Here is a 26810-nt window from a genome sequence, read left to right as displayed (position 1 = left end):
TATTCCTGAGGGTAGTCATTCTCGCTCTTTCAGGACACATTATTTTTACAGTTACTTAGGCAAAGTAAATATTTACATTTTATGAAAAAACATTGTATACTATTCAATACCCTAATGATTTTCATTGTTTTTGGGTGGATTACTGCCCAGGCTCAACAAACAACCAAAGTCAAGAAGGTAAAAGAAAACCGCATAGAACGGCTAAAGCACGAAACAATGATGTTGCGCGACCCTGCCACAGGTAAAATACCGCTCAACATGAGAGAGAAAGAACTCAATTATGTATATAGTTCCAGAGCACGTTTGTTACCTTCGCTCAACCCCAATGCCCGTACTACTGGCGGAGCTTTTAGTATAAGAGGGCCCTACAATGTAGGAGGGCGTACCCGTGCCCTTGGGGTAGATACCCGTAACACCAGCATTATAATGATAGGCGGAGCCTCAGGAGGACTTTATCGTTCTACCAATGGAGGTACCAGCTGGACAATGGTATCAAGCCCTAACACCAATCCATCTATTACTGGTATAGCTCAAGACCCAATCAATCAAGACACTTGGTATTACACTACAGGTGAGGCTATAGGTACTGTATCTACCAATATGGGAGGTGCTACTTATCTAGGCGATGGGGTATTCAAATCTACTGATAACGGCGCCACCTGGTCGCAATTGTCAAGTACTAAACCCACCAGCAGTGTTACCTTCGGAGGAGGTACCAGGGCAGAGTGGCAGTTTTGCCACGACATTGTCATAGACCCTATCAACAGTGCTGTGTTGGTTGCCAACTTTAAAGGGGTTTACCGCTCTACAGATGGGGGTACTTCCTGGACTCAAGTACTGGATGCTAAAGCTAGTTTTACAACAGACCTGACCCAAATGGACGTGCTTAAAACAGGAGTTTCGTCTAAGGTATACTATGCAGGTACTCACAGTTCAGGCACCAACAAAGGTTTTTTCACCTCAACTGATGGAATTACTTGGACTAAAATCACTTCTCCAGGATCTATGCCTACTTCCTGGGAACGCATAGAAGTAGCAATAGCCCCTTCTAACTCCAACATCGTGTGGTTTTTTGTATCCAACCAATCTAAAACTTATAAGCTTTATAAGTATGAAGCCGGAGGTGCAGGCTGGACAGACCGCTCAGCAAACTTACCTGCTGTAGGGGGCAATGTGGGTAACCTCAATACTCAAGGCTCTTATAACATGATCATGTCTGTAAAACCAGACAATGAAAACTATGTCTTTATTGGGGGCACCAGTCTTTATCGCTCCAGTGATGGCTTTGCCACCGCAGTAAACACCAACAACACAGGAAACTCTCGATGGATAGGTGGTTACTCTCCCGACAATGATATTAGCCGCTACCCCAACCACCACCCCGATATACACTCTTTTATATTTATGCCCAACAGCAACACCGAAGTATTGTGTGGACACGATGGAGGCGTAAGTAAAGGAGACATCACGGCTACTGATGGTACTCCCACCGGAAGAAGCAAACCTCACCCTGTTACCTGGACAGCCCTCAATAATGGATATTATACCACACAGGCTTATTCTATAGCCATTGACCCTACTACCAGTGGCGACAACCGACTGATCATGGGCTTTCAAGACAATGGCAACTGGTCAGTAAACGCTACCGGAAGCACTTCTGTATGGGGCGAAGAAGTAGGCGGAGGTGACGGGTGTTACACTGCCATAGTTGCCGGAAAGAATATTCGTTACATCAGTACTCAGAATGGGTCGGTAGCACGTATCGAAGGAACCGATCCACAAAATCCGACATCTAACAACCACGTACATCCTTCAAAAGAAAGTATTGCAAGTGGGGGCTACAATGTTTCAGGGCAGTTGTTTGTAAACCCTTTTATACTGGATAAAAATGATCAAAAAATCATGTACTATCCAGCTGGTACTGAGTTGTGGAGACATAAAGATGTAGAATCAATCAATACAGGGTGGAACTTTAGCGGTACCAAAGCTACTGGCTGGGAACAACTCACGTCTGCCTCTATTGGTTCTGGAAAAATATCTGTACTGGCAGTGTCTAAAAGTACCGCCAATGTATTGTACTATGGTACTACCGATGGGCAACTATACAAACTAACAAATGCCAACACGGGAACTTCTCCTACCCGTACCAATATTTATACGGGTAAAGGATTTCCATCTGGGGCACACGTAAGCTGTATAGCCGTAGACGAAGAGGATGCTAATAATGTGTTTGTAACTTTCTCAAACTACAAGGTAAAAAGTGTATTTCACTCTACCGACGGGGGCAGCAACTGGACAGATGTAAGTGGTAACTTGGAAGAAAATACTGATGGAAGTGGCAATGGAGCTTCGGTGCGTTGGCTTGCCATACATAAGCCTGCTACTGGAAACAAACTATACTATGCGGGTACAAGTACTGGGTTGTACTTTACCAATGCGCTCAATGGTACCAGTACTTCGTGGACTCAGGTAAGCGCCGATGTAATAGGTAATGTACCCGTGTCTATGATCAAGACCAGATCAGTGGATGGTTTGATCGCAGTAGGAACTCATGGTAAAGGTGCTTTTAGTGCTACAGTGACCGATGGTAACAACACCAATGCTCCCATTGCCAATACTTTGTTGCCAGCAAACAATGGAACCAATATATCGGTGGCCACCAACCTGGTAATCACCTTCAACGAAAATGTAGCAAAAGGTACTGGTAATATTACTATCAAAAAAGACACAGACGATGCCGTAGTAGCTACCATTGATGTTACCAGCAGTCAGGTGAGCGTATCAAACGCTACAGTAACCATTGACCCAACCAACAACCTGGCTACCAGTACTAAGTTTTATGTTGAAGTAGCCTCAGGCGCTTTCAAAAATGGAAGTGGAACTTCTTTTGCTGGAATCAGCGGCAAAAATAGCTGGGCTTTTACTACTTCCAGTTCTGCGGTAGGCATTAGTAGTTCATTACAACAACTCCTCAAAATATACCCTAATCCTACAAGTCGTCAGGTATCTATCCGTTTAGAAAAACTAAACGTAGAGCTTGCCAAAGCCGAACTATACAATAGTAAAGGTGAGTTGGTGGCTGAAAAACTACTCAGACAAGTACGCAACAATGACGTAGAGGGTGGCTTAGATGTGAGCAAACTTCCCAAAGGCACTTATGTGCTCAAGGTAATCACTCCTAAACAAGTAATTTCACGCACTTTGGTAGTGCAGTAATTGCGCTCATCAGTACAACACGTAAAAAAGGGTAGCCACAATGGCTACCCTTTTTTATATATTTTACATTCCAAAAATTGCCCGCGATTTACGCTCATCATCTTTCAATTTAAGCTTGAGCGCTTCCAACGAATCCAGTTTTTCGTCTCCCCTGATTTTAGCTACCAGGCAAAGATTTAAAGATTCTTCATATATATCACGGTCAAAGTCAAACAGGTTCACTTCTATACGCCGTTGGGTTGCCCCTGACAAAGTAGGACGATTGCCAATATACAACATTCCCCTGAGTTGTTCGTCTCCCAGTATTGCCTCTACGGCATAAATACCATCTGCCGGAATCAACTTAAAAGTTTCAGGAATATTCAGATTAGCCGTAGGAAAACCCATCGTTCGTCCAATCTTATCACCATGCATTACTTTACCTTCGATGCTATAAGCATATCCCAAATATTGGTTGGCAATTTCAATATTTCCTTCTAAAAGCGCATTGCGTATTTTGGTAGAGCTAATGACCACATCATCTATGTCATGTCGCGAAATTTCTTCAATTTCAAAACCATAGCTCGACGCGTGTTCTTTGAGATAGTCAAATCCTCCTTCTCGGTTTTTGCCAAAACGATGGTCATAACCAATGACTAGTTTTTGAGTACCTACCCCCTGCACATATACCTGCTTGATAAAAGCATCAGGGCTCAGCTGAGAAAACTCTTTGGTAAAAGGTAATACTACCAAATGATCAATGCCATGCTTTTCAAGTAATCGGGCTTTTTCGTTGATGGTAGATAGTAACTTCAGGTCGGTGTTGCCATCAGACAACACAATGCGGGGATGTGGCCAAAATGTAATAAGAACGGTTTCGCCCTTACTTTTGCTACTTATTTCTCTGATACGAGCAAGAATTTTCTGATGTCCTACATGCACACCATCAAAAGTACCACTGGTTACTATAGTATATTCTCCGGGAGTAAATGAGGCTAATCCCCTGTGTATTTTCATATAAATTAAGATACGTCTTAAGGGTACTTGGCACCCCTATTGGTTGCTTGTCAAAAAACTGCCACAAATATACATAATCTGACCATTAGTAAAAGTCGAGACTCTGACAGGTTTAGTTTTTAATGGCAGGTTCAAAATAGGTATCCGGAATTTAGAAAGAATTCAAAAGCCAATAAGGCAAAAAATTGACCACTCTGTAGAGTCTACCTGCTCTGGCGAGTTTCTAAACTCCGAACTCAATTCGGAGCTCAACGCAACTAATTTGGCTATTTTTTAACGATGCCTGACAAAGAAATTTAAACTAAAAACGAACAGTTATTACAAACACATCACTTAGCATCAGACGCCCCCTTTGCAGGGGTTTGCAAATGCTCAAATAAAGTCATAAACTCCTCTACAGTATAGGCGTCATTTACCTCAAAATCACCTATTTTAGTTCGCCTGAGTGCAGATAAATATGCTCCAGCATTCATTGCTTTACCAAAATCACGCGCCAGGCTTCTTATATACGTTCCTTTAGAACAAACCACCCGAAAGCGGAGTGTAGGCAGGGTAATATCAATAATTTCAAATGCGTGAATAGTTATTTTTCGAGGATCTATTTCTACTACTTGCCCTTTGCGAGCGTGTTTGTACAGCCGTTTGCCATCTACTTTTACTGCCGAAAACATAGGAGGAATCTGATCAATATCCCCAACAAAACGTTGTACTGTTTCTTGTATCATACTTTCGTCAATATGAGCAATATCAAAAGTTTGGTTTACTTCTGTCTCTGCATCAAACGAAGGGGTAGTAGCACCCAGCGTAATTTCTCCAGTATACTCTTTTTGCTGGGCTTGATATGCCTCAATGGTTTTGGTTTTTTTGCCAGTACACAAAATCAACAAGCCAGTAGCAAGTGGGTCAAGCGTACCAGCGTGTCCAACCTTTACCTTTCCTTCTTTCTTGCGAATCAGATTTCTTACTTTTGCCACTACATCAAACGATGTCCACTCCAGAGGCTTGTCTAACAATAGCACCTCCCCTTCTTTGAAGAGCAACTCGTTAAGATTTGTTTTTTTCATGAACGAAACTCAATACTTAGGAATGGTTCAAAAATAAATTTACACTCTGAGAGGTGATTTTTCGCCTTGATACTTCGTTATTTTTCGCCGTTGGCAGAGCTCGGCACAGCGTAGCTGTAGCCATCGGTTATTGCCTGTAGCGCTGCTATGGGCGCAAAAAATAGCCTCGTCTCAAAACAAAACCTCTACCTCAAGAATAGCAATTTAATTGCTCACCATTCCTTAGAAATATACCATAATACCTAAAGGCAGTTTTTATACCTGTAGCTTTACCCCCATTGCCCACATAATAAGAATAGCCAACCCTACTACAATACGGTAGTAACCAAATACTTTGAAACCGTACTTGGTCAAGAAACTAATAAAGAACTTGATAGCCAACAGAGCGACTACAAAAGCCACTACATTGCCTATGACCAAGGCTTCTATATTTTCGGTAATGGCAGCAGGACTTTCTTTGTAGGTTTTAAGCAGTTTATAACCCGCTGCAGCAAGCATAGTGGGTACCGCCAAAAAGAATGAGAATTCGGCTGCTTGCTTACGGTTAAGTTTTTGGGTCATAGCCCCTATAATAGTAGCCGCCGAACGAGAGGTGCCCGGAATCATAGCAATGCATTGAAAAAAGCCAATCTTAAGCGCTGTAGGGTATTTTAACTCAATATCGTGGTCTTTTTCAGGATCGTAAGTAAACCAACGGTCTACAAAGATCAACAAAATGCCTCCCAGTACCAGCATTACCGCTACTACTATTACACTTTCGAGCAACATATCTATGTAGTCGTTTAAGAGTAAACCTATCACTGCTGCAGGCAAAAAAGCTACAAATAGTTTAAAGTAAAAATCAAGACTTTGAAAAAACCGTCGCCAGTACAATACCACTACTGACAATATAGCTCCAAATTGGATAGAGACTTCATAGGTTTTTACAAAAGTGTTTTCATTAATTCCCATAACAGAAGATGCTATGATCATGTGCCCTGTGGAAGATACGGGCAAAAATTCGGTAATACCCTCAATAATTGCCAAAATGAGGTTTTGTACTATAGTCATATTATAGTATAAATCAGAAAAAGTTTGTTGGAATAGAGGAAATGACTGACCTAAAACAAAAACAGTAAAAGTTGTTGTATTTGATCAGGGTGCTGAAAATTGAGTCTAACGATTTGTTTTTTCTGCTTCTTTTTTCATTGCCATTTCGTCGCGCTGGTTTTTGCTCTTTTTCTTATTGAAAAATATAGCGACAAAAGGTACCATAAACGCCAAAAAAACTAAAATAGGTCCAAAAGTAAGTCCCATAAAACCAAAGCCAAATTCTGTTTTATCAGCAGACATTACTAGGTAACCAATCACTAACAAAGCAATACCACCTAACATTAACAGATAGTTTTCGCGGGTAAACGGCATCTGATCTTTTTTCTCTCCCATAATCTCAATAAGCTAATTTATCGATACAATGTATATTTGTGTAAAAGGGTGTAAGACCCACCTCAAACCTGGTAGGTTTTGGTTTTTAAGCTTCCAACTCAAGTCTCACACCCAAAATTATCAATTGCAAATCTACTAAAAGAATTGAATTATGGCTTGTTAAAAAAACTTAAATTAAAAAAACAGCTGGACAAATACACAAAAAAGCCTGTGATCACTTGTGGATCACAGGCTTTTGTATGATTGATACAATACCATAAGTTTTACTTCAATCGGATATTTTGTACTACAAACACCTTACAGGAGAAAGATTCGGACTTTTTACCTGTGATGGGGTGGTAACTTACCGGACGTTGTGATATTTGATTGGGATCGGGTTTTATATTTTTGATTTTAATATATCCGTCGATTGCTACCTTTTTACCTGCAAAAGCAAGCATTTTCTTACCCTTGACATTTTTTCCATGTCCTTGCAACACGATCTCTTTACCCTTGTCGGTACGAATCACTAGATAGTCAGATTTGTGGGCGCAATAACTCTGGGTCGATTTTGTCCAATCTTTATGCAAAATCACGCCAGACATTTGTATCCGGGTGTGACGCGACTGCTGTAGTTTTCGTTGCCCCAGGGTAGGTAATGCCATAAAAGTAACCAATACTAATGTCAGGCTTAATTTCTGAGGAAAAACTGGGAATATTCGCTTCATAATATCTTAAAGGTTTGGTGTCTTTAAACTCTCTGTCTGAATTATTAAACGCAAACCAGTCAATGATTGTTAAAACAACACAAACCATTGAGCAAATATATAAGAGCAAACAGTGTTACTTACTAAAACATTCAGCAATGATTCTTAATTTTTGCAGAATTTATTACAAAGCCTACTGATCAATACAACGCATCCAAAGGCATTTGCAAATACTTGTTGGTAGCCCGGTAAGTACTCCAAACCCCTACCAATGCCCCCAAGCTAATCAATCCCAGCGATAATACTACAAAGTGGCTCAAAGAATATAAACTTGCCAGCTCTTTGACTTGTAGTTGTAAGTATTGCAAAAATAACCACAAAAGTATACTTGCCAAAGCACCACTCATGCCTCCTTGAACAGCAAACTGCTTAATGAAGGGCTGGCGAATAAAAGCATCGGTGGCTCCTACCAATTGCATGCTTCTGATGACCAACCTTTGAGCAAACAATGAAATCTTGATAATATGATCAATCAACATAAACACTGTAAGCATAATAAACCCACCAAACACTAAAAAGAACAAGCCTATTTTGGCTACATTATCATTGATTTCTTTAACCATGTTTTCCACAATGCTTACCTCATACACTTCGGGTATACGCTCTAACTCAGCCCTTATTTTTTTCAAGGCAGATTTTTCATACAACTCAGGCTTTATTTTTAGCAAAAAAGCATCGTGCAATGGATTGTCATTGAGTAACTCCTGAAAATTTTCTTCTACTTTTTCAGTCAATTGTCGGGCAGCTTCTTCCTTTGACACAAAGGTAATTGCAGGTTGTTGATTATTTTTTGCCACAAAACTTTTGCTGGACAACTGCTCCTTTACTTGTTGTTGTTGGGTAGTGGTTGTACCTTTTTTCAAAAAAACCTGCACTTCCAGGTTTTCTTTGATCAAACGCCCCAATTGATGTGTCTGGAGCACTAACAACCCACACAAACCCAACATAAACAAAGCAGTAGTAATGCTTACCACTACATTGATAAGTTGTAGTCTGGAAGATTTATTTTTTGGTGGTTTTCGGTTATTTTTCTTGTTTTTGGCTACCACTTTATCCAACTGTTTTTAAGGGTTAGTACATGAACTCATCTCATTTTTTGGTAAAAAACCATTGGTTCTTTACTCAATTTAAAAACTTCAAGAAAGATGTTTATGAAGAGAGCCGCCAAAAATACATAAATATTAGGCAATACAAAACAAAAAGCCTTTTGAGCTACTTGACTCAAAAGGCTTTATTGTTATATATAAATTTTAAATAAATGTGTGTGCGCGTTTAATCTCCACCAAAAAACATTTGTTTGCGTTTTTTCACCTGATCAATAATTTTCTGGTCGGTTACTTGTTTTGGAGGAACAGGCTCTACCTGGTTAGGCTTTAATTCGTATACCTTGCCTTGGTAATATAAATAGTGCTTAGTGATACCGTGTGACTCTAGGGGTATTTGATAGCCTTTAGACTCGCTATTGGTTAAAAATAAGCCATCGTTGTAATATTGATAGAGCAACTCTTTGTTTTGAGGAACAGCAGCAGAACTCCCACTTGATTCTTCTTTTCGAGCCTCTATCTCACGTGGTGTGTTCTTCTTTTTGAGTTGTTGTTCTTGTTTTATTTTTTTCAACAACGCATTCTGATAATTATGTTGAGGGGTTTGGGTGATTCGGGAAATAGAAGGTATAGTAGCAATGACTACTTTTTCTTTCTTGTGTTGTTCAGCTACTGGGGTATGCTTTAGCTTGATATAAGGAACAAAACTCAGCTCATTGTAATAGCTGGCAGGAGCAGCTTTTTCGGCGGAAATATTGCTTTTTGTTCCATAAAAAAGGGCAAATAAGGTAATGGTGGTGGCCACAATACTTACCAAAAGTACACTTTCGAGTAAATTGATGCGAGAAAGACTATAAGACACTGGTTCTACCTGAATATTATTCAAGCGATGTTTCAGCTGAGCCTTGCGTTGGTCTTGCATCGACTGAATCGTTTCTTGTTGCAAGTCGAGCTCATTTTTTAATACAGGGTCTTGCTCAATCAGTTCTTCGAAGGCAATTTTTTCACTTTCGGAAAGATTGCCTAGAATGTAGTTCTCTATCTTATCTGAGTAAAAATATTTGTTCATCATTTGTCAGTCCAAAAAATCAGTAGCTTTGTATTTTGATTTTATCAATGCATCAAGTTCTTTTTTGCATTTGTATTTCTTGGTTTTGGCGGTGTCAGAGTTAGCAAAACCAAGTTTCTTTGCTATGTTACTCATTGACATACCATCAAAGTAATAGTACATCAATACCTTTCTGCAGGTGTCACCCAAACTATTAATACACTTGTGTATAATAAGTTCGCGTTCTTCCTTATCAAAAGTATTATATTCTTTGCCGTCTTTCACCTCATTGGAAAGCCTACTTTTGCGCTCTAATTCTTTGCGCCACAGGTTTTGGCAAATACTGTAAATAAAAGTACTTATTTTGGAAGTAAGCACAAAATCTTGTTTAGTGGCTTTTTGCCAAAAAATAATCACCGATTCCTGGTAAACATCTTTGGCTTCTTCCTCGGTTCCATTATTATTTAGAACCATGCGTGTCATCATCTTATAATTTTTCTTATAAAGATAATCTAAAGCACCTTCATCTCCCTGTTTAATCCTTTTTATTATTTCACTATCTCTCATTATGTAAAAGCAGCGCTTATGTTTAAATACTACGCGAGAAAAAATGGTAACCTGATATTGAGAAAAAAAGTAAATAAATATTTCTATCAAATTTTTACGAAGTGACTTTTATTCCCATCAGGCACTATGTTGTGGTAAACTTATTAGAACTTCGCTCTACAGTAAACAAACGGCTACACAAGATAAAATGTTACTTTTTAAATAACAAGCCTTTAGACAGTTGAATGGTGCATTATAGGTATACAAGTAATGATTTTGGGTAAATTACAGATTTATTTACTGGCATAAGGCAGACATAAAAGGGTTCGCTCTCGTCAAAATTATGTATTATTGCCCCCTCAAAACAAAAGAAAGCCATAGAGATGCACGAAGTTTTAAATCAAAATTTGTTTTTTATTGAAGAGCAAGTGGGCTTGCTCAGGGCAGCCAATAATTATGATGTGTACAACCCCAGGACACAGGCGCTTATCCTGACCTGCCAAGAAGAAAACCTCAGTTTTTTGACTAAAATCACTCGTTTTACCCCCTTCAAAACCAGAAGTAGTTTTCACCTGAAAGTAAGCGACAACGAAGGAGAAACCTTGTTTTATATAACACGCAAGGCTACCATAAACCCCCACGTTACCCCCATTGAAGTGTACAACCCTGCCGATCAGCTGATTGGCAGGGTTCAGCCACAAAAAACACCGAAAAACAGTTTTGAGGTGTTCAACTCAGCCAATGAGGCAACCTATATGATTAACAAGTCAAATGACCAGGAATTTGTATTTTCAGAAGGCAGTCAAACCTTGGCAAACATTAGTAAAAAGTGGGCAGGAGCCAGCAAAGAGCTATTAACCAGTGCTGACAACTACTTGCTTCAGATAATGGTAACAGTGCCCCCTAATGAGCCAGTAAGGGCATTGATTCTTGCCGCAGTGTTATGTATAGATATGGTACTGTATGAATAGTATCTAACAATAGTTAAACTAAACACACCACAAAGTAAAATCAACTAATTCAAAAAGTTAGTATATTATTTGTCGTTATAATGAAATATAATTTCATAGTAAGACATACAGGCATATATAAAATTATGATTTTTTTGAAAAACAATAGCAAAATATTGACTTTGCTAAAAAGTGATGCAAGCATAGAGCTTGCTTTTCAATTAATTTTAACTCAAAAAATAGGCTTTAACAAGGAGATAAGCCAAGAATTAAGAAAACATCCTTACTTATGCATAAAATACGGACTGGAAACAGCTTATATCAGTCAGTTAAAAAAGTTATACCTTACCCGCCTTCAACTCAATGAATTTCCTTCCGAAATACTCCCTATTCAAGGTTTAACCCAACTTAACCTGGCACACAATCAACTAGACAAGCTACCCCCTGATATTGCTCGTTTTACGCAACTGGAGGTGCTCAATTTATCTGCTAACCAGTTTAGTGTGTTCCCAATGGAGGTACTCAAACTAACCAAGCTAAAGGTGCTGTACCTGGGTAATAACCAACTACAGTGCTTGCCTGCCGAAATTAAACAATTGAGCAACCTGATAGCACTAGACTTGTCGCACAACCCTTTGGGTGGCATGCCCAAACTTGAGAGTTTACCTAAATTAAAAGAATTGGTATATCAGGGTAACTTGATGTCTAAGGGGGCTTTGGCAATGGTTCGCCAGTACTTACCCAACTGTGAGGTATACACCTAATACAAGGGTGGTGAGTTATCGGGGAGTATGTCTTTACTCCCTGATAAACTTTATATTTATAGGAATAGTCTCAAAATATTCCTGAAAATCTTCTCCAATGGTCATTATATCAGCATCGTCGGTATGCACAAACCAATTCACCTCTGTCCACACTTTAGAGGACTTATAGTAGTCTTCCAAAATACTAATGATCATCACAAACCTTTTAGAAGTCCCAGTATTGAGATAGTTCATGCAAAAATTAAACTCAATAGGTTGGGTGTTTTTGGTCAAAAACTCTTGCAACCACTCCATGATTGGCTCAAAAAAAGCCACAGTATCATCACTGTATGACTCTCCTGATATTTCAAAAATATTAGTTTTTGTATCCAGCCACACCTTAGGGGTATAAGGAGTTGACTCGATGAGTAAACTTTTCATAACACAAATATTATTAATAATCTTGCCCAATTAACCTAATTTATGAAGGGTTGTTGTATTATACTTCCTCAATAGGAGTATCTTTTTTTTGCAAGATTACTTAAAAAATAATTGCCTTAAAAGTCAATATTAAAAGTAAATGTAAGTTATCACCAAACACAGAGCTTAACACACCCACAAAGCCACTTAGGTTGTATGATATTACTCCGGCTACGTTGTAGTGGCAAAACTACCCCAAGGCAACAAAGACTATTTAAAATTACCTTACCCCCCTACTTTCTCAAATACCCAAAAAGGGTGGTCATCATGACTTACCTGAATAAAACCTTCATGCTCAGGCTTAAGGTATTGCTTGTTGGGTTGGTCCGCAACATCTACATAAGGCATTAGGTTTTCGGTTTGAGGCGGAATTTCGGTAGCAATTGGCAATACTTTGAAGAGAGTATCGGCTGTGACCCACTTTTTCCAGGCACCTTGTGCTACATAAAAGGCTTTAAACTCGTGACTAAACACAATGACGTCCATTTTTTCCAGAAAATCGCGTTTAACCAAGTCTTGATCAAATTGGGTAATGATATTGACTGATACGTGGTTGCGGTGGTATAAGTATTTCAAACCATGTTCTACCAGGTTATCATTTACTGCTATTATTTCTATAGGATATTGGTTGGCAGTTTGCGTACGAATGTTTTCAAAACTGGTCTCTTGGCATACTACTACGTCTATCTTGATGCCCCACTGAAGTACCTGGTCAAGGGCTTGCTCTACCACTACCAAGGTGGGGCTCCACTCTAGCAACTGTTGGATAAACTCCAGATTGCTGGCTTCAGGCTCTATGATAAACAAGGCTGGCTCTTGCTCATCTCTCACTACATGATGGGAGGACATAATTTTATAGGGTTTGGTTTTTCAATCACTACAAAATAACAAAAAAGAAATGGTTATTCAATTACAAATAAACCCCTTCTGGGCAAAAACAAGTGAAACAGTAATAAAACCTGAGTTCACGCACTAATGCTTGCTTCGCTGGTATTGGGCAAAAAATTAATTCACCAAAAACTCCTCCTTTCTTTGGTTAAAAAGCTGGCTTTTTTGAGCCATCTGTTTACCCATCAACGTATACACCATAAGGCAAATAAAACACCTATTTTGTGTTGCCTTTTCCTCCTCTAAACTCTTTCGTATTGATCTACATAAAGTGGTAGGTTGTATATAGATGGGGTATGAATGTATAAGAAGATAAACCGTATACTGAAGGGAGCGTTGTTAGTAGTAAAAATCACATAACCGATTAAATCATTATGAAAAAATTAGCGCATCTATTCTCTATAATCTTTATGATGTCTTTGATAGCTTTTACGCATGAAGGACAAGCTCAGCGAGTGAAAAAACGTGAAGTGAAAGCCGGAAAAATGGCTCGAAGAGAGGCTCGTAAATTTAAAAAAGAAGGTTGGAGAGTTCTCCCTGGATCATTGCCTATGCAAAAACTGCTGGATCGTTCGTGGAGAAAACAACTTGGTGAAGATGATTACGGTAAAGCAAAATATATTTGGGCGGCAGGTAATGGAGTAGCAGGCTCACAGGCAGCTGCCAACATGCAAGCAATGGAGGTAGCCAAGCTTCAACTTGCCGGACAACTGGAAAGTAATTTAACAGCTATTGCAAAAACGTCTATAGCCAACAACCAAAGAACCAAAGCCAAAGCAGAAACTGTAACCAAGGTAGTAACTGCTGCCAAAAATACCATTATTACCCGTTTGCGTAATGTAGAACCTACTTACAAGATTTACCGTGAGGTAACCGAAACTGTCCGTCGTAAGAAAAGAAGGCGTGGTATTAAGGTAGAAAATGGAAACATTGAAGTACAGGTAATGTTGTTTTACAACAAAAAAGAAGCCGCAGCGATTGTAGAAGAAGAAGTGAAGAAGGCTTTGAAAGAAGAGGTAGAAGATATTCATAAAGAGGTAAATGACTTGAAAAAGAAGAACTAAATAGATGGTTAGAATGGTTAAATGGTTTTATTGTGATAAGCTATTTAACTTGAAGAGGGTATGCCCCTTATATACTAAAAAAACCAAGCCCATTTTATAAAAAAATAATGCAAATTTGAACCAACAATACACTTTTACACTATATTTTTACTAAATATTGAGGTTAGATACTTTTATAGATCTAACCTTTTTTTATTGGGTAATAAACCCGTTCATGCATCACTAAAACAACTTCCATACAATGAAAAACGATCACTTACATACTGCTTTTTTTATCCTCATACTGCTCACACTAGCCAGCAGTTTGCAGGCACAACGCACCATTGCTGTGGGCGGTAAATCACAAATCTTACTCAATGACTCTTACTGTATAGGCGAGGTAAAACGAATGGCGGTTGACCAAGCAAAAATAAACGCCCTTGAAACAGCCTACGGGCGGGTGATTGTGCAAGGGACAAGTACCTATGTAGAAAATATTATTACAGGTGAAAAGGTGAAAACCAACACCAAAATGAACACCATTGCCAACTCTATGGTAAAGGGCGAATGGGTAAAAACAAAAAAAACAACGATGGAATGGGTAGTAAGAGAAAAGCCCAAGGGAGGGCAAGAGCTGTGGCTGATGTGTGAAATAAAAGGAAGTGCCCGTGAGATTAAAGACAGCAAGGTTGATTTTGAGGTGTTTACAATGAATTGTAATAACAACCCTGACAAATGCAAAACTGAGCAGTTTAAAAGCCGTGAAGAACTGTACATGCACTTTAAAACAGCCTCTAAAGGGTACTTGAGCGTGTTTATGGAAGAGTCGGGCACAGTGTACCGATTACTGCCCTACCCCAACATGCACGAGTCTTACGAAAACGCTGTGCCTGTAAAAGCGGATCAGGCGTATACCTTGTTTTCTGAGAAACATTACGACTATTTCAAAAACTCTACTCCCGATGAGATTATGGAGTATATAATGACTACTGGAGGTAAATCTCAATTGTTTAATCGTATATTTGTTGTGTTTTCTAAAAAGGCATTCAAGAAGCCCTTGTTATCTAACCATACTACCGGGCTTAAAGTAACTACACCAGAAAAGTTTCAAAAATGGTTGGGCACAAACCGGGCTGTAGACCCTTTGTTTCAGGTAAAAACCCTGGATATAACAGTTACTCAATTTAAAAAATAAACATGCGATGCGCTACAACTTAGACAATAAAAGGTTTGTAACTACACACAATGAGTCGGGCTTATCGTCTGCTCACACTATTTTCCATTATTTTCAAGAAGGTGACACCATTCGCGGAAGCTATAAAGGTGGTGAGGTAAAAACAGGTTTATTGGTAGGCAAACAAACCGCTCCTAATCAAATAATGTTGCGGTTTCAATGCATTACGCAGGCAGGCATACTAATGAGTGGGCAATCGGAAGGTACTATTGGACAAAATGACGCAGGTTTGCTTACGCTGGAGTTTAGCTGGCGATGGCTCGATGGTGACCAATCGGGGGGTATATCGCATTATGTAGAGATTGTTTAACGTGCTGGCTTTTGATGGTCAATCAATACTGTTTATTGCTAAGATGCTCCAGCCACCCGTTTCTTTCGCGGGGTTGGCAGAGCGACAAATGCCTACTTTAAATTATACACCATGAACTTTTGCAGTAAATGTGGTTCAGATAATGTCCACCTTCATTTAGAACAAGAAAGTTTTGTACGATATGCTTGCCAAGCCTGTGATGCCATTCATTACAAAAACCCACTGCTGGTAGTAGGCTGTGTGCCTGTTTACCAACAACAAGTATTGCTTTGTAAACGAGGCATAGAACCACGCAAGGGCTACTGGAACTTGCCTGCAGGTTTTATGGAGCTCAACGAAAGCGTAACCGCTGGAGCTTTGCGTGAGCTTAAAGAAGAAACAGGATTAAGTGGTCAAATAATACGCCTGCATTCGGTATATACTGCCCGGCAAAAAAACCAGGTCATGTTACATTTTTTAACACGCCTCGAAAATATTGATTTTAGTTTAAACAAAGAAAGTGTAGCAATTCAACTATTTGAGCTAAACAAGATTCCTTGGGACAAACTTGCTTTTAAGTCTAATACGTTTGCCTTGAAAAGCTACCTCAAAACCCTTGAAAACCCTACCAATGAGGTGTTTATCAGCGAAAGCGATGACAAAAACGGATAGGTAATATTCCCCCTGCAAAACAATCAAAGTCTACAGGGGAAAAAGCAGGCTTACCTTTCCAGTACTAACCTTTGCTGTATCACTTGCTTTTGGGCGATTACTCGACAAAGATACACGCCATTTTTCCATTGGCTTAAGCCGCTATTGAGCTGTTGGTTCAGCGCCAACAAATCACCTTGGGCGATAAGCAATGTTACCCCCTGTAGATTGTACACCATGAGTTTAAAACTTTTCCCTGGGAGGTTCACCCGCAGGCTTACCCTGCCTTGGCAAGGGTTGGGCGACAACTGCATAGTATAGGCATAAGGGGTAGAAGTAAGCGTTTGCCATTGAGATACCTGCTCACTTCCTTGTTGGCTCATTTGCCTGATGCGGTAATACTTTCCTCTGGAAATGGGTAATTGATACTGATAATAAGGCTGCCCACCTTGGTGAATAGGCACAAAACCTACTGCTTCAAAACTACCTCCATCGTAACTGGCTTCTACCATAAAACCCTTCAGGTAATGAGCAGCATTCATTATCCAACTTAGCAACACCGTTTGTGCGCTTGTTTGTTGTACTTTGAACGAATGCAGCAAAGTAGCTAAAGCTGGGTTCATCAATCTATAAGCCAGTAATGCTCCATTATTGAGCCCTATGTCATCGCTAAATGGCACCCCGGTAGCTACTATAGTGCCATCTGCCGACACTGCCACCGAATTGCCTAAAAAGTCTCCTGCGGTATCGCCATCAATATCGCCCGCTAGTTGCACCCAACCTGCCACGGTGTTGCTCCACTCATACACCCGTACTTGACCGCTATCTTCTCCATTGCCATCGTTTTCGGGGGCACCCACAACCACCGTTAAACCATTGGCTGATAAAGCCACTGCTGCCCCAGCATTGTCACGGGCAGCTTCTCCGGTAATGGGATTGCCCAAAAGCTGCCAGACGGTACCATTCCACTTGTAGATACGGGTATGCCCGCTGTTGCTCCCCTGGTCATCGTTGGCAGGCGAACCAATGGCCACCACTGTGCCATCTGCCGAAAGGTCTACCGCATAGCCCGATAAATCGCCCCTGGCTGCACCATCTATGTCGGCACCCAGTTGTTGCCAGTGGCTACTTGTTTGGTTCCATTCAAAAATACGGGTATGTCCACTGTTGGTACCATTGCCATCGTTGGCACTCACGCCTATAGCTACCCTTTGCCCAGTGGCTGACAAGGCTATAGCATAGTCAGATACGCCATCGCTTGCCGCCTCTCCGTCTATAGCAGTACCAAGTAGTTGCCAGTTCTCCTTTGTTTCGTTCCATTCAAACAACCTGGTATGCCCACTATTGCTCCCGTTTTTGCCATTGTGGAGCCTTGCTGCCACTGCCACTACATTGCCATTGGCGGCTATGTCTACCGAATAGCCCGCTCTATCGCCAAAGCGTATGCCTTCTATAGCAGCGCCTAATTGTTGCCAGGCTTGCGCCAAATCATTCCATTGATACACCCTGGCGTGTCCGCTGCTCTCTCCATTGCCGTCATTGCCTGGTGCTCCTACAATCAACCGTGTGCCGTTGCCCGATATAGCCAAGGTTCGCCCAGCCTGGTCTACTCTAGCCTCGCCAATGATAGATTTGCCTTTTTGTTGCCAGTCATTTTTATCCTTATCCCAGGCATACACCACTACCCTTCCTCGGTCATTGCCTTTTTGGTCGTAATCGGGCGACCCCATAACTACAGTTAAACCATCGGCAGACATAGCCACCGTTTTGCCTGCATTCTCGTTGCCTAAGCTTCCTTTAATTTTGTTGCCTAGCTTTTGCCAACCCATGGGGTTTTGTGCTACACCCAATGCTTGGGTAATCAGTAAAATACTTGCAATTAATTTTGTGGTGATGATGTAATGGTTTCTTAAATAAATAAAATGTAACTTCATTTAGTAATTATATTTTGTAACGTTAGCAGTAATATCAGTATAACTACCTATCCCTCAAATATTTATAAAAAAATAGCCGGCAAATATAGCAGAATATTATCAAAAAACAATTGAACATTTAAGGGTATTGAGTTAGATTGGATGTAAGCAAGAATAAGAATGAAAAATGCTAACGGTATAGTGCTATTTCAGGTATGAGAAGCCAAAATGTGGGCAATAAAAAACGGGCAGAAAGTCTGAAAGCTTCTGCCCGTTTTTGGTGAAGTGCTTGTTTAAAATGTATTCAAACAAGCACTCATTAAAATAGTATGGATTATATATAGTTTTAGTAAAAGTTTACAAATTTAGTTAAGCACAAAGTCCAGGTCTTGCTTAGACTGTATAGGACGTGGGTGCAATTTAAAAGTATAACTGCCTGCCTGATCAACCTTGTCGACATCTATATTGGCAAACTCCCTTTTCTCGATCACTGCCAGGCGGTCGTTGGGTAATATAGCAATCAATTTATTTGCCATATTTGGATCAAACTGAAAACGATGCCAACTTCTTTGGGTATAAGGCACTACTGCTGTTCCCTGCTCCCCTGTAATCAGGTATACTTTAATGTTTTCGTCTTGATGATCTACCCCAGGTCCAAAGTCAAATTCGGCTTTACAAATGATGTTTTCCTCCATCTTGAATACTCGGTGAGCACCATACACACCAAATCTTCTGACGGTAAAACTTCTCAACACTTTAGCCCTTACTTTAGGTTTTTTTGCCTTTAATTCGCGTTGCTTGTTGGCTTTTTGTTTGACGGCTTGCTCATACCTGGCAATCATATCCGACAAGTCTTTGTTTTGGGTAAACGACTTATGTACCAACCCTTTGGTTTGAAGTTCCTCAGGAATTTCGTCTGAAGTAGCTTTTCTTACAATCGTTACAAAGTTTTTACCCCTTATTTCCACCCTTCGACCGTTGGTTTCTACTACCCTTCTTTCTTTGATCAATTCTAATTCGTAAATGTCTTTTTGAGAAGTTTCTACCCAAAGTTTTACAGTATTGTCTGCCGAAGCAGTCGCTATATGCAAACCATTGGGCGAAAACGTAGCGTGGTTTACCTTGTTGGTATGCCCCCTTAGATTATAGCGAAAGTTACCGCTTCCATCCCAAATCTTTGCCAGATAATCGTCAGACGCGGTAACAATGGCGTGCTGACTGGGCGAAAACTGAATGTTATTGATCTTTTGCAGGTGTCCTTTGCCTTTATAGCTTCCTCCCATGTTTTTAATCAATACGGTACGTACCCCTTTCTGATAAATAGAAAACAAGTGTGCAGTACGATTGGCAATGGTAATAAGGTGGGTGCCATCGTTTGAAAATATAGCCTGATTAGCTGACCCTTTGATGCTATGTAATAGTTCGCCATCGCTTGACCAAACCCCTGAACCTGTTTCCGATATTACAGAAGTGGTTACCAAATATTTGCTATCTTTAGACACCCCTACTGAGTTATGATCTCCCTCTAGTGTATGTAGTAGTTTACCATCTATGTACCAAATCTTGACTGGGCCTTTTTTAGACACGCTCAGCACATTTTTGCTGTTAGGAGCAAACCGGGCTTCTTTCAGGGCGTATTTGTGCTGCATAGTATGCAGTAAACGCCCCTGATTGTTCCATAACTTGATGGTGTTGTCTGCTGCTGCGGTTAAAATTAGCTTGCCATTTGCCGAAAAGTCAATACTCAATACTTTGCCTTTGTGCCCGCTGAGATTTGCCAGCAAATTGCCTTGTTTATTCCAAAGCTTTGCCGTAAAATCGTCGGAAGCAGTCAACACTTTTTGCCCATCTGGAGAAAACAACGCCTTGGTTACGGCTTTGCTATGCCCTATAAGGGTTTGCACAAGTCTCCCCTGGTTGTCCCATATTTTTGCGGTGGCATCGGCCGAAGCGGATACTACATACCTGCTATCGGGCGAGAAGTTTACCGAAAATACAGCTGCTTTGTGCCCTGTAAGTGACACCGGGAGGTACTTAAGACTTGTCAATTTAATATCGTCCCACTTTTCGTTAAATACCCAACTGTTACGTTTGGTAGGGCTTTGCTCTTTGTTTTCTCCAATATATTGCCAAACCACATCTTTGAAAAACTCCAGGTGTGGGTTTTTTTCCATATTAAAGTCTAACTGAAAATAGTCTGCTTTTGCCTTCTGCTCTTGTGCTAAGTCTTTCTTTTGTTGTGCCAACAGTTTTTCAATGTACTCTATTGAGTCGGTATGGTGTTTAGACTTCATTTGGGCAATTACTTCTTTCAGAGAATCTATGCGTTGCTTGTCAACTTTTTTATAAGTTTTTGCCTCTTGGATACGTTTTTCTACAATTATTTTGGAGGTAATTGCTGAGGCTCCAATCCATTGCCACTGGGGCGATACCTTGGCAGTACTGCTTTGGGCAAAAGCCCCTGGAATGATGCCTGCCTGATTAGTACGCAAATAATTAAGGGTCAGTGGTTGAGTGCCGTCTTCGAGGTAATAATGGTTGAAACCATTGCCGTCGTGACGGGAAGCAAACTGAATATCAATGTTTTTGCCTTGAGCTATGTATACAGGCTCTTTGCCTTTTTTGCCTCTAATCTCAAACATTCCGGCAGTCTCAAGGTTGTTTGTAACTCCAAGACTATCTTGCTCTAATGGTATGCCACTGGCTATAATGTCTGCAGTATTGTGTAATTCCCTGTACTCAATTTTCACTTTACCCTTGATGGGTTTCCCTTTTTTATCAACAAAGCTATAGGCTGGAATATTTATAATGGTGCCATCTTCTAACTTGATGGTTTTAGCTTCTTCATTGCTTACGTCTAGTTCGTCAAACTGCACATTGATTGATTGGTTGATAAAAGGCGTTTCTATTTTTGAAATCATCGATTGATCAGCCTTTGATGGGTTTTGTAACATCAACCAACCTATAGTTCCCAAAACTACCACGGCAGCAGCTATGTTTCTAATTCGTTTGCCTAAACCCTTGCTTACCATACTTGCAGGCTTAAGCGATTGTTTGTGCTCATCGAGAAAAGCGTGCACCGAAGAATTACTCACATCTTCGTCTTGCATAAATTGATAAAACTCATATACTTCACGCTGACAAGCCGCACAATGAGCTACATGGTCTTGCATTACCTGTGGCAAATCTGAGCGACGATCAATAAGCATAGCCTCCACATATAGCGTGGTTCCGGCATCGTTGAGATGCTCACCATCAAAAAACTCCTCCTTAATCGCCTTATCAAGGGCTACAGGATCGGGCTTTTTGGGTTTTTTATTTATGGCTAAATTGCGTTTCATTTTCAATGTTTTTGCTTTTTTCAATTAATCAGCTAATACTTATTCTTAATGCAGCAAGCGAAAATTTTCTTCCGATGATCTGTCGTTTTGCCGAAGCGCTTGTTCTGGGCTTGAGGGCAATCACCTTAGGCTCTGGCTCTTCTTCGACAGTGTTGGCGGCTTGTGCTGAATGGTCGCTAGAGGTACTAAAGTATTCATATAAGAAATCAGCAAAAAGTTTTTTATCGTTGATTCTAAACACCTGTTCACCATCTTTGATCTCCAGGTCATCTATTATTCCCTTTTTATATTTATCGCCACTTATGTGCTGGTTTACCCACCGCTGAATCGCTTGAGGTGACCCTTTTTCCTGGCGGTACTTCTGAAAGTAAGGATGAATGATGTGAAACAAGTCACGGTCTTCTTTGTGTCGATAGTCGGCATCTTCACCCAAGGCTTCCTGCAACTTTTTCATGTCCTGAGTTTTCATTCCAGGGAAGCAGTTCAACAAGTCAAACTCGGTAATGATAGCTCTTGCCTGAAGCTTTAACAGTAAAATGAGTTTATAGCCAATTTTAGGAAAGGTTGCCAAAAATGAGGTAAGGAAGCCTCCAAACATTGTTTTAAGTTGTCCTAATAAATCTTGCGATTCGGTTTGGTTCTTATAACTTTTATCAGGCATCAGGTTGTGGCTCCGGTCGTTGCGCTCTTCTTCTTCGCTTCCAAACAGGTTGTTAACCGAAACAATTTTTTCGCGTTTGTTTTTTTCCTGTGCCAATAGTGTATTGAGCTTGTTGCGAACAGATTTTGCCAAATAAAACTTAAAAGAGATACCTTTTTTACAGGCTTTTAAAAACGAAGGGCTGGGCAAAGAGCTGGAGTATAAATGTAAGTATACCTCCTGAAAAAAGTCATCCTTGAATTGGTTGTAATAAGGAAACCCCCTTAGGTAAGCTTCTACTTTCTCTCTGATGTAACCCTGGTATTCCCTCAATATTGCATCGTATTGCTTGCTTTCCAGCAGCTCTACGCAATATTCGTCAGAAATGGGTTCACTAAACTTACTCATAAATACACCTTATTAGTTTACTTGTTTGATTAGCTATACAAAGGTGGTGGTTTGCACTGGAGTATTTTTTACAATTTATTTTTCAACGTTCCCAAATATTGAATCTTAAATGCTTTAAAATGAGTGAATTAAATATACAAAAGTTTTTTCGAAAAAAGAAGGTATACGACAGGCAAAAGTTGCAAGCTACAAACCCAATACTATTTCCTTCACAAAGCTTTTAGCCATTAGCTTTAGCCTGTTGCAGATGGCTCAGGCGTCTGTTTTTTTGATACTCAATCCTTAACGTAGTGAGCTCAACACAGTTACGCCAGCATTGGTCATAAGCCCTTACAGGCACCAATGCATACAAGTGGACTTACAGTTGCTTATACCTTGAAGCTATGACACCACTTGAACCTTGTCGCTTATACCTCGAAGCTATAATACCACTTGAAGCTTGTCGCTTATACCTTGAAGCTATAACACCACTTGAAGCTTATCGCTTATACCTTGAACCTATAATACCCAACCCACTACTCCACTACCCGCATGAGGTTTTCTTGAGTGAGCGAAGCTACCAAAGCACCATCCTGCGCATAAATATGTCCTTGGTTGAAGCCTCGTGCACCATACGCATTGTGGCTTTCGTGGCTAAACAAGAGCCATTCGTCTACCCGAAAAGGGCGGTGCAACCAAACCGAATGATCGATGGTAGCCAGGCGAAACTTAAGCTTGGGGTTTTGCTTAAGGTGAGGCTCTAGCGAAGAACTCAAAAAAGTATAGTCAGAGGCACACGCCAGTACTGCTTGATGCAACAATAAATCGTCGCCTAAGGCTTGATCTGCCTTAAACCATACGTGTTTTTTTATTGGAAACTGTTCACGGTCAATGGGTTGTACAATTCTAAAATCAAGCGGACGAATTTGTTGGGTAATATAATTGACCCAAAAACGGGCAGGGGAATCATCTTTAGCTGCCAGTTCATAAGTAGGGCGAAAGTTTTCGGGAACGGGCACGGCTGGTTTGCTCACTTGGTGGCTTAGGCCTTCTTCGCTGATTTGAAACGATGCTGATAGGTTAAAAATGGGTCTGCCGTGCTGGATGGCTACTACTCGCCGTGTAGTAAAACTCCTACCGTCGCGGATGCGGTCAATATCATATACTATAGGAGCGGTCGCATCGCCCGGTAAAATGAAGTATGAATGGAGCGAGTGCAAAGAGCGGTCTTCGGGCACGGTCATTCCGCAGGCATACAAGGCTTGTGCCAAAGCAAAACCACCAAAAACGGTTCCTTTTTCTGTGCCAAAGGCTGCCCCTCTATAAATATTTTGTTCGATCTTTTCGGGCTTCAGTTTCTCTATCATATTTCTTTATTTTTTGCAGGCGGTATACAGTCATTACTCACCAGGTTGTAATATTACCAAGGGCGCAAAAGTAAGCTAAAGTTAGACTTTTTCATATCCTAATGGGTGTAAACTAACTTGCCTTCCCCAAAGTGCCTTTAAAAGCCCACTGCTCATCGTCTTTTTCTACTATTCTTTTTATCGAACTTGTTTAAGGTTTATGCTTATATTGCCCCTCTAAATGCTTGAACCAATTCAATAAAATTACCTGTATGGGCACACTTGCTGAGCAACTCATTCTTGAAAGTATCGAACTTAAAAAACCAGTGCTTGACTTGGGCAACTGTGGGCTGAGGGGTACCGAGCCTGAACTAAAGTTGTTGGCAAAATGTATCGATGTAAGGGTATTGAACTTTTCGAGCAATTGGGTAAATGATGTTGTAGAAGAAAGATTTCCCTTGGTTTTTTCCAGCAATACCCAAGCCCCTAACCACCTTACCCAACTACCCGCTTATTTGCCTCCTTGCTTGCATACACTCATTGCTCAAGGCAACAGTGAAGCTCCCTGGAGCATCAAAAGCCTGCAACCTTTGTTACCTCTTCAAATGCTCAAGCACCTGGATATAGGGCACAACCAACTCATGAGTCTTAAGGCATTAGAAAACCTACCCAAGCTTACATACCTGTTGGCAAGCCACAATCAAATTACTGAAATAGAACCCATTGCCGCCCTTACTCAACTAGAGGAGTTGTTTTTAGACACCAACCAGATCGACAATGTAGAAGCTTTGACAGGATTGCACCAGCTCAAGAGATTAAGCCTGATGAATAATAGAATTGCTCAGGTATTTGCCCTGCCCAAATGCCGTCGTTTGCGTACAATTTGGCTCTCTTACAATCAAATCACCGAAGTAATAATTCCCAAAAGCATCACAGAGCAGCTCACTTACCTAGACCTTAGGTTCAACCAAATCGAGCAGGTTTCTTTGCCCTGGCTGGAGGCTTTGCCTGCTTTAGAAACCCTGAACCTGGGTGGCAATATGCTCAACAATATACCCGCTGAAATACTTAAGCAAGGCTTAGAAGGTATAAAAAACTACTTGGTGTCGGTGAACAAAAAAACCAAACGACGCGAACTCAATGAAGCCAAGCTTATTTTTGTGGGAGTAGGCGAAGTAGGCAAAACCGAACTTACCGAAGCGCTCAGTCAACCCAACTATGAATTTCGGGAAGGCAGAAAAAGCACCAAGGGCATCCAAATCAAGCATTGGAAGCTGCCCAACGCAAAACGTGAAGACAAGGCAGTAAATTTTGTGGCAAATATTTGGGACTTTGCCGGGCAAGAGATCAACTATGGTACCCACCAGTTTTTTCTAACCAAAAACTCGGTATATGTGTTTGTATGGGACGCCCGCAAAGACGAAGCCCAGTCTAAATTTAATTATTGGCTCCATATTGTTACGCTGTTATCAGACAAAGCGCCTATTATTGTAGTGCAAAATAAGATAGACGAGTACCACACTGATATTAACCGCCAAAACTGGCGCAAAGCATTTCCTAACATTATAGATTTTGTAAAAACCTCGTGCAAAACAGGAGAAAGCATCGAGGCTTTGCGCCAAGTGGTGGTAAATGAACTACTCAAACTGCCCAACACCCATGAGATATGGAACAAAGATCGTTTTGCGGTGCGCGAAACCCTGGAAAACCGCCCGGATGATTACATGGGACACAAAGACTATATGCGTGTTTGCCAAGAACAAGGACTGAGCCGCGAAGATGCGCGTTTTTTAGCGCAGCAACTCCACGATATTGGGGTAATTTTACACTTCAAAGACGCCCCCGCACTCAAAGATACAGTGGTACTTAAGCCCGAATGGGCTACTAAAGCCGCTTACCAACTGCTCGACCACCCTTTGATTCTCGAACAGGGAAAATTTACCCACGAACAACTAGATGAGGTTTGGAATGAGGCTTGTTTCGACGATAAACATCATTTTTTGTTGGGCATTATGGAGCGGTTTGAGCTCGTCTTTCGCCTGAATAACACCGATGAATACATTGTGCCTGAACGTCTTCCGGTATCGGCGCCTGCCCCTGTTGCGCGGCCCGACAACACCCCACCTTTGTCAAATGTTTTGCGGTTTGAGTACCACTATGAGTTTATGCCTAAAGGCATATTCAGTCGATTTATTTGTCGAATACATTATTTAATCAAAGCACAGCTTTTCTGGAAAAACGGGGTAGTACTTAAGGCTGATCAAAGTCAGGCTTTGATCACTTTAAACGATGTGCCTGCAATCAAAACCATTCAAATAGCCATTTGGGGCAATCAGACCAGCGAACTATTGAGCTCTGTTCGCCAACATTTTGACTACCTCCACCGACAATTGCATTTGGGCAAAGACTTGCTACACGAGAAGATTCCTTGCCCTTGTGAAGTTTGCACTACAGGCAAAACGGACAACTTTGACTACCAACACCTGCAAAACTGTTTGCAAGATGGCGACACGCACATTCGTTGCCGCAATCGTACCCGCATGGCTATTGCCGACCTGCTACACGGCATTACAAACCAACCTGCTTCACTCAAGCGCTTATTGCATTTGATTGACACGGATCAAATTTCTGAGTTTTTTGCCGCAGCAGATCAATTGGGCAAACAAGACCGCGATTTGAATGTACTCCGTAATAAATTTATGCACGAAGGAATGAGCGACTATCAATATACTGAGCAGCTCAAAGTTTGGGTGAGCAGGGCTTATAGGGGAACTAGAGGCTAAACTCTAGAGAGAAGTGACAAGTAATTAACACCTGTCAG

The 26810-nt window shown here is 40.8% G+C and carries 22 protein-coding genes; 8 read left to right on the top strand and 14 right to left on the bottom strand.

Going from position 1 to position 26810, the window contains the following annotated elements; genetic code table 11:
- Positions 1 to 81: 81 nt before the first annotated feature.
- Positions 82 to 3216 carry an Ig-like domain-containing protein gene (locus M23134_RS05355; protein WP_082226521.1) on the top strand — a complete coding sequence of 1045 codons (3135 nt, stop codon included), beginning with the start codon at positions 82 to 84 and terminating at the stop codon, positions 3214 to 3216.
- 63 nt (positions 3217 to 3279) lie between these two features.
- Here M23134_RS05355 and M23134_RS05350 read toward each other — a convergent pair whose 3' ends face one another.
- The 8 genes from M23134_RS05350 to M23134_RS05310 form a co-directional block, all read right to left on the bottom strand.
- Entirely contained in the window at positions 3280 to 4212 is a 933-nt protein-coding gene (locus M23134_RS05350) for a bifunctional riboflavin kinase/FAD synthetase (RefSeq protein WP_002694429.1), read from the bottom strand.
- Positions 4213 to 4541: 329 nt separating this feature from the next.
- A complete protein-coding gene (gene truB / locus M23134_RS05345; RefSeq protein ID WP_002694428.1) occupies positions 4542 to 5276 on the bottom strand; it encodes a tRNA pseudouridine(55) synthase TruB in 735 nt (244 codons plus the stop codon).
- Positions 5277 to 5531: 255 nt separating this feature from the next.
- The gene (locus M23134_RS05340) at positions 5532 to 6326 is read right to left on the bottom strand and encodes an undecaprenyl-diphosphate phosphatase (RefSeq protein ID WP_002694427.1); all 795 of its coding nucleotides are present in this window, start codon (positions 6324 to 6326) and stop codon (positions 5532 to 5534) included.
- Between the two features lie 105 nt (positions 6327 to 6431).
- Positions 6432 to 6701 carry a DUF3098 domain-containing protein gene (locus M23134_RS05335; protein ID WP_002694426.1) on the bottom strand — a complete coding sequence of 90 codons (270 nt, stop codon included), beginning with the start codon at positions 6699 to 6701 and terminating at the stop codon, positions 6432 to 6434.
- Positions 6702 to 6964: 263 nt separating this feature from the next.
- On the bottom strand, positions 6965 to 7408 hold the full coding sequence (locus M23134_RS05330) for a hypothetical protein (protein WP_002694423.1): 444 nt from the start codon (positions 7406 to 7408) through the stop codon (positions 6965 to 6967).
- Positions 7409 to 7587: 179 nt separating this feature from the next.
- Complete coding sequence (locus M23134_RS05325; protein ID WP_232296780.1) at positions 7588 to 8496, bottom strand: cell division protein FtsX; 909 nt, start codon at positions 8494 to 8496, stop codon at positions 7588 to 7590.
- Between the two features lie 223 nt (positions 8497 to 8719).
- On the bottom strand, positions 8720 to 9562 hold the full coding sequence (locus tag M23134_RS05315; RefSeq protein WP_002694419.1) for a hypothetical protein: 843 nt from the start codon (positions 9560 to 9562) through the stop codon (positions 8720 to 8722).
- A gap of 3 nt (positions 9563 to 9565) precedes the next feature.
- Positions 9566 to 10105, bottom strand: a complete 540-nt coding sequence (locus M23134_RS05310; RefSeq protein WP_002694417.1) for an RNA polymerase sigma factor — start codon at positions 10103 to 10105, stop codon at positions 9566 to 9568.
- Positions 10106 to 10467: 362 nt separating this feature from the next.
- Between M23134_RS05310 and M23134_RS05305 the strand changes: the two genes are divergently transcribed.
- Together M23134_RS05305 and M23134_RS05300 are read left to right on the top strand one after the other, a co-directional pair.
- A complete protein-coding gene (locus M23134_RS05305; RefSeq protein ID WP_002694416.1) occupies positions 10468 to 11055 on the top strand; it encodes a phospholipid scramblase-related protein in 588 nt (195 codons plus the stop codon).
- Positions 11056 to 11180: 125 nt separating this feature from the next.
- On the top strand, positions 11181 to 11798 hold the full coding sequence (locus M23134_RS05300; protein WP_002694415.1) for a leucine-rich repeat domain-containing protein: 618 nt from the start codon (positions 11181 to 11183) through the stop codon (positions 11796 to 11798).
- Positions 11799 to 11831: 33 nt separating this feature from the next.
- Here M23134_RS05300 and M23134_RS05295 read toward each other — a convergent pair whose 3' ends face one another.
- Both M23134_RS05295 and M23134_RS37550 read right to left on the bottom strand, forming a co-directional pair.
- Positions 11832 to 12218 carry a DUF1987 domain-containing protein gene (locus tag M23134_RS05295; RefSeq protein ID WP_002694414.1) on the bottom strand — a complete coding sequence of 129 codons (387 nt, stop codon included), beginning with the start codon at positions 12216 to 12218 and terminating at the stop codon, positions 11832 to 11834.
- Positions 12219 to 12482: 264 nt separating this feature from the next.
- The gene (locus M23134_RS37550; RefSeq protein WP_053337249.1) at positions 12483 to 13106 is read right to left on the bottom strand and encodes a hypothetical protein; all 624 of its coding nucleotides are present in this window, start codon (positions 13104 to 13106) and stop codon (positions 12483 to 12485) included.
- A gap of 413 nt (positions 13107 to 13519) precedes the next feature.
- Between M23134_RS37550 and M23134_RS05285 the strand changes: the two genes are divergently transcribed.
- The 4 genes from M23134_RS05285 (at position 13520) to M23134_RS05270 (ending at position 16383) form a co-directional block, all read left to right on the top strand.
- The gene (locus tag M23134_RS05285) at positions 13520 to 14209 is read left to right on the top strand and encodes a hypothetical protein (protein WP_157558354.1); all 690 of its coding nucleotides are present in this window, start codon (positions 13520 to 13522) and stop codon (positions 14207 to 14209) included.
- Positions 14210 to 14450: 241 nt separating this feature from the next.
- On the top strand, positions 14451 to 15383 hold the full coding sequence (locus M23134_RS05280) for a hypothetical protein (protein WP_002694409.1): 933 nt from the start codon (positions 14451 to 14453) through the stop codon (positions 15381 to 15383).
- 7 nt (positions 15384 to 15390) lie between these two features.
- Positions 15391 to 15732, top strand: coding sequence for a hypothetical protein (locus M23134_RS05275; RefSeq protein WP_002694408.1), 342 nt, complete (start codon positions 15391 to 15393; stop codon positions 15730 to 15732).
- Positions 15733 to 15843: 111 nt separating this feature from the next.
- Positions 15844 to 16383 (top strand): NUDIX hydrolase, encoded by a 540-nt coding sequence (locus M23134_RS05270; RefSeq protein WP_002694406.1) that lies wholly within the window; start codon positions 15844 to 15846, stop codon positions 16381 to 16383.
- Positions 16384 to 16433: 50 nt separating this feature from the next.
- On the opposite strand, the gene M23134_RS05265 is transcribed toward M23134_RS05270, so the two are convergent.
- The 4 genes from M23134_RS05265 to M23134_RS05250 all read right to left on the bottom strand — a co-directional run bounded on the left by M23134_RS05265 (position 16434) and on the right by M23134_RS05250 (position 24010).
- A complete protein-coding gene (locus M23134_RS05265; protein WP_002694405.1) occupies positions 16434 to 18296 on the bottom strand; it encodes a T9SS type A sorting domain-containing protein in 1863 nt (620 codons plus the stop codon).
- 344 nt (positions 18297 to 18640) lie between these two features.
- The gene (locus M23134_RS05260) at positions 18641 to 21616 is read right to left on the bottom strand and encodes a WD40 repeat domain-containing protein (protein ID WP_045113057.1); all 2976 of its coding nucleotides are present in this window, start codon (positions 21614 to 21616) and stop codon (positions 18641 to 18643) included.
- Between the two features lie 28 nt (positions 21617 to 21644).
- Positions 21645 to 22664 (bottom strand): hypothetical protein, encoded by a 1020-nt coding sequence (locus M23134_RS05255; protein WP_002694402.1) that lies wholly within the window; start codon positions 22662 to 22664, stop codon positions 21645 to 21647.
- 515 nt (positions 22665 to 23179) lie between these two features.
- Entirely contained in the window at positions 23180 to 24010 is an 831-nt protein-coding gene (locus M23134_RS05250) for an acyl-CoA thioesterase (protein WP_002694399.1), read from the bottom strand.
- Between the two features lie 251 nt (positions 24011 to 24261).
- Here M23134_RS05250 and M23134_RS05245 point away from each other — a divergent pair, with 251 nt between their 5' ends.
- A complete protein-coding gene (locus tag M23134_RS05245; RefSeq protein WP_002694398.1) occupies positions 24262 to 26772 on the top strand; it encodes a COR domain-containing protein in 2511 nt (836 codons plus the stop codon).
- The last annotated feature ends 38 nt before the right edge of the window (positions 26773 to 26810 follow it).

It is taken from the genome of Microscilla marina ATCC 23134 (genome assembly GCF_000169175.1).
GTDB classification, from domain to species: Bacteria; Bacteroidota; Bacteroidia; order Cytophagales; family Microscillaceae; genus Microscilla; species Microscilla marina.
This window is presented reverse-complemented; position numbering and strand designations above follow the sequence as displayed.

Excerpts from the sequence above, each read along its gene's own strand:
- M23134_RS05355 (WP_082226521.1), top strand. The coding sequence starts at position 82 with ATGAAAAAACATTGTATACTATTCAATACCCTAATGATTTTCATTGTT.
- M23134_RS05350 (WP_002694429.1), bottom strand. The coding sequence starts at position 4,212 with ATGAAAATACACAGGGGATTAGCCTCATTTACTCCCGGAGAATATACT.
- truB (WP_002694428.1), bottom strand. The coding sequence starts at position 5,276 with ATGAAAAAAACAAATCTTAACGAGTTGCTCTTCAAAGAAGGGGAGGTG.
- M23134_RS05340 (WP_002694427.1), bottom strand. The coding sequence starts at position 6,326 with ATGACTATAGTACAAAACCTCATTTTGGCAATTATTGAGGGTATTACC.
- M23134_RS05335 (WP_002694426.1), bottom strand. The coding sequence starts at position 6,701 with ATGGGAGAGAAAAAAGATCAGATGCCGTTTACCCGCGAAAACTATCTG.
- M23134_RS05330 (WP_002694423.1), bottom strand. The coding sequence starts at position 7,408 with ATGAAGCGAATATTCCCAGTTTTTCCTCAGAAATTAAGCCTGACATTA.
- M23134_RS05315 (WP_002694419.1), bottom strand. The coding sequence starts at position 9,562 with ATGATGAACAAATATTTTTACTCAGATAAGATAGAGAACTACATTCTA.
- M23134_RS05310 (WP_002694417.1), bottom strand. The coding sequence starts at position 10,105 with ATGAGAGATAGTGAAATAATAAAAAGGATTAAACAGGGAGATGAAGGT.
- M23134_RS05305 (WP_002694416.1), top strand. The coding sequence starts at position 10,468 with ATGCACGAAGTTTTAAATCAAAATTTGTTTTTTATTGAAGAGCAAGTG.
- M23134_RS05300 (WP_002694415.1), top strand. The coding sequence starts at position 11,181 with ATGATTTTTTTGAAAAACAATAGCAAAATATTGACTTTGCTAAAAAGT.
- M23134_RS05295 (WP_002694414.1), bottom strand. The coding sequence starts at position 12,218 with ATGAAAAGTTTACTCATCGAGTCAACTCCTTATACCCCTAAGGTGTGG.
- M23134_RS37550 (WP_053337249.1), bottom strand. The coding sequence starts at position 13,106 with ATGTCCTCCCATCATGTAGTGAGAGATGAGCAAGAGCCAGCCTTGTTT.
- M23134_RS05285 (WP_157558354.1), top strand. The coding sequence starts at position 13,520 with ATGAAAAAATTAGCGCATCTATTCTCTATAATCTTTATGATGTCTTTG.
- M23134_RS05280 (WP_002694409.1), top strand. The coding sequence starts at position 14,451 with ATGAAAAACGATCACTTACATACTGCTTTTTTTATCCTCATACTGCTC.
- M23134_RS05275 (WP_002694408.1), top strand. The coding sequence starts at position 15,391 with ATGCGCTACAACTTAGACAATAAAAGGTTTGTAACTACACACAATGAG.
- M23134_RS05270 (WP_002694406.1), top strand. The coding sequence starts at position 15,844 with ATGAACTTTTGCAGTAAATGTGGTTCAGATAATGTCCACCTTCATTTA.
- M23134_RS05265 (WP_002694405.1), bottom strand. The coding sequence starts at position 18,296 with ATGAAGTTACATTTTATTTATTTAAGAAACCATTACATCATCACCACA.
- M23134_RS05260 (WP_045113057.1), bottom strand. The coding sequence starts at position 21,616 with ATGAAACGCAATTTAGCCATAAATAAAAAACCCAAAAAGCCCGATCCT.
- M23134_RS05255 (WP_002694402.1), bottom strand. The coding sequence starts at position 22,664 with ATGAGTAAGTTTAGTGAACCCATTTCTGACGAATATTGCGTAGAGCTG.
- M23134_RS05250 (WP_002694399.1), bottom strand. The coding sequence starts at position 24,010 with ATGATAGAGAAACTGAAGCCCGAAAAGATCGAACAAAATATTTATAGA.
- M23134_RS05245 (WP_002694398.1), top strand. The coding sequence starts at position 24,262 with ATGGGCACACTTGCTGAGCAACTCATTCTTGAAAGTATCGAACTTAAA.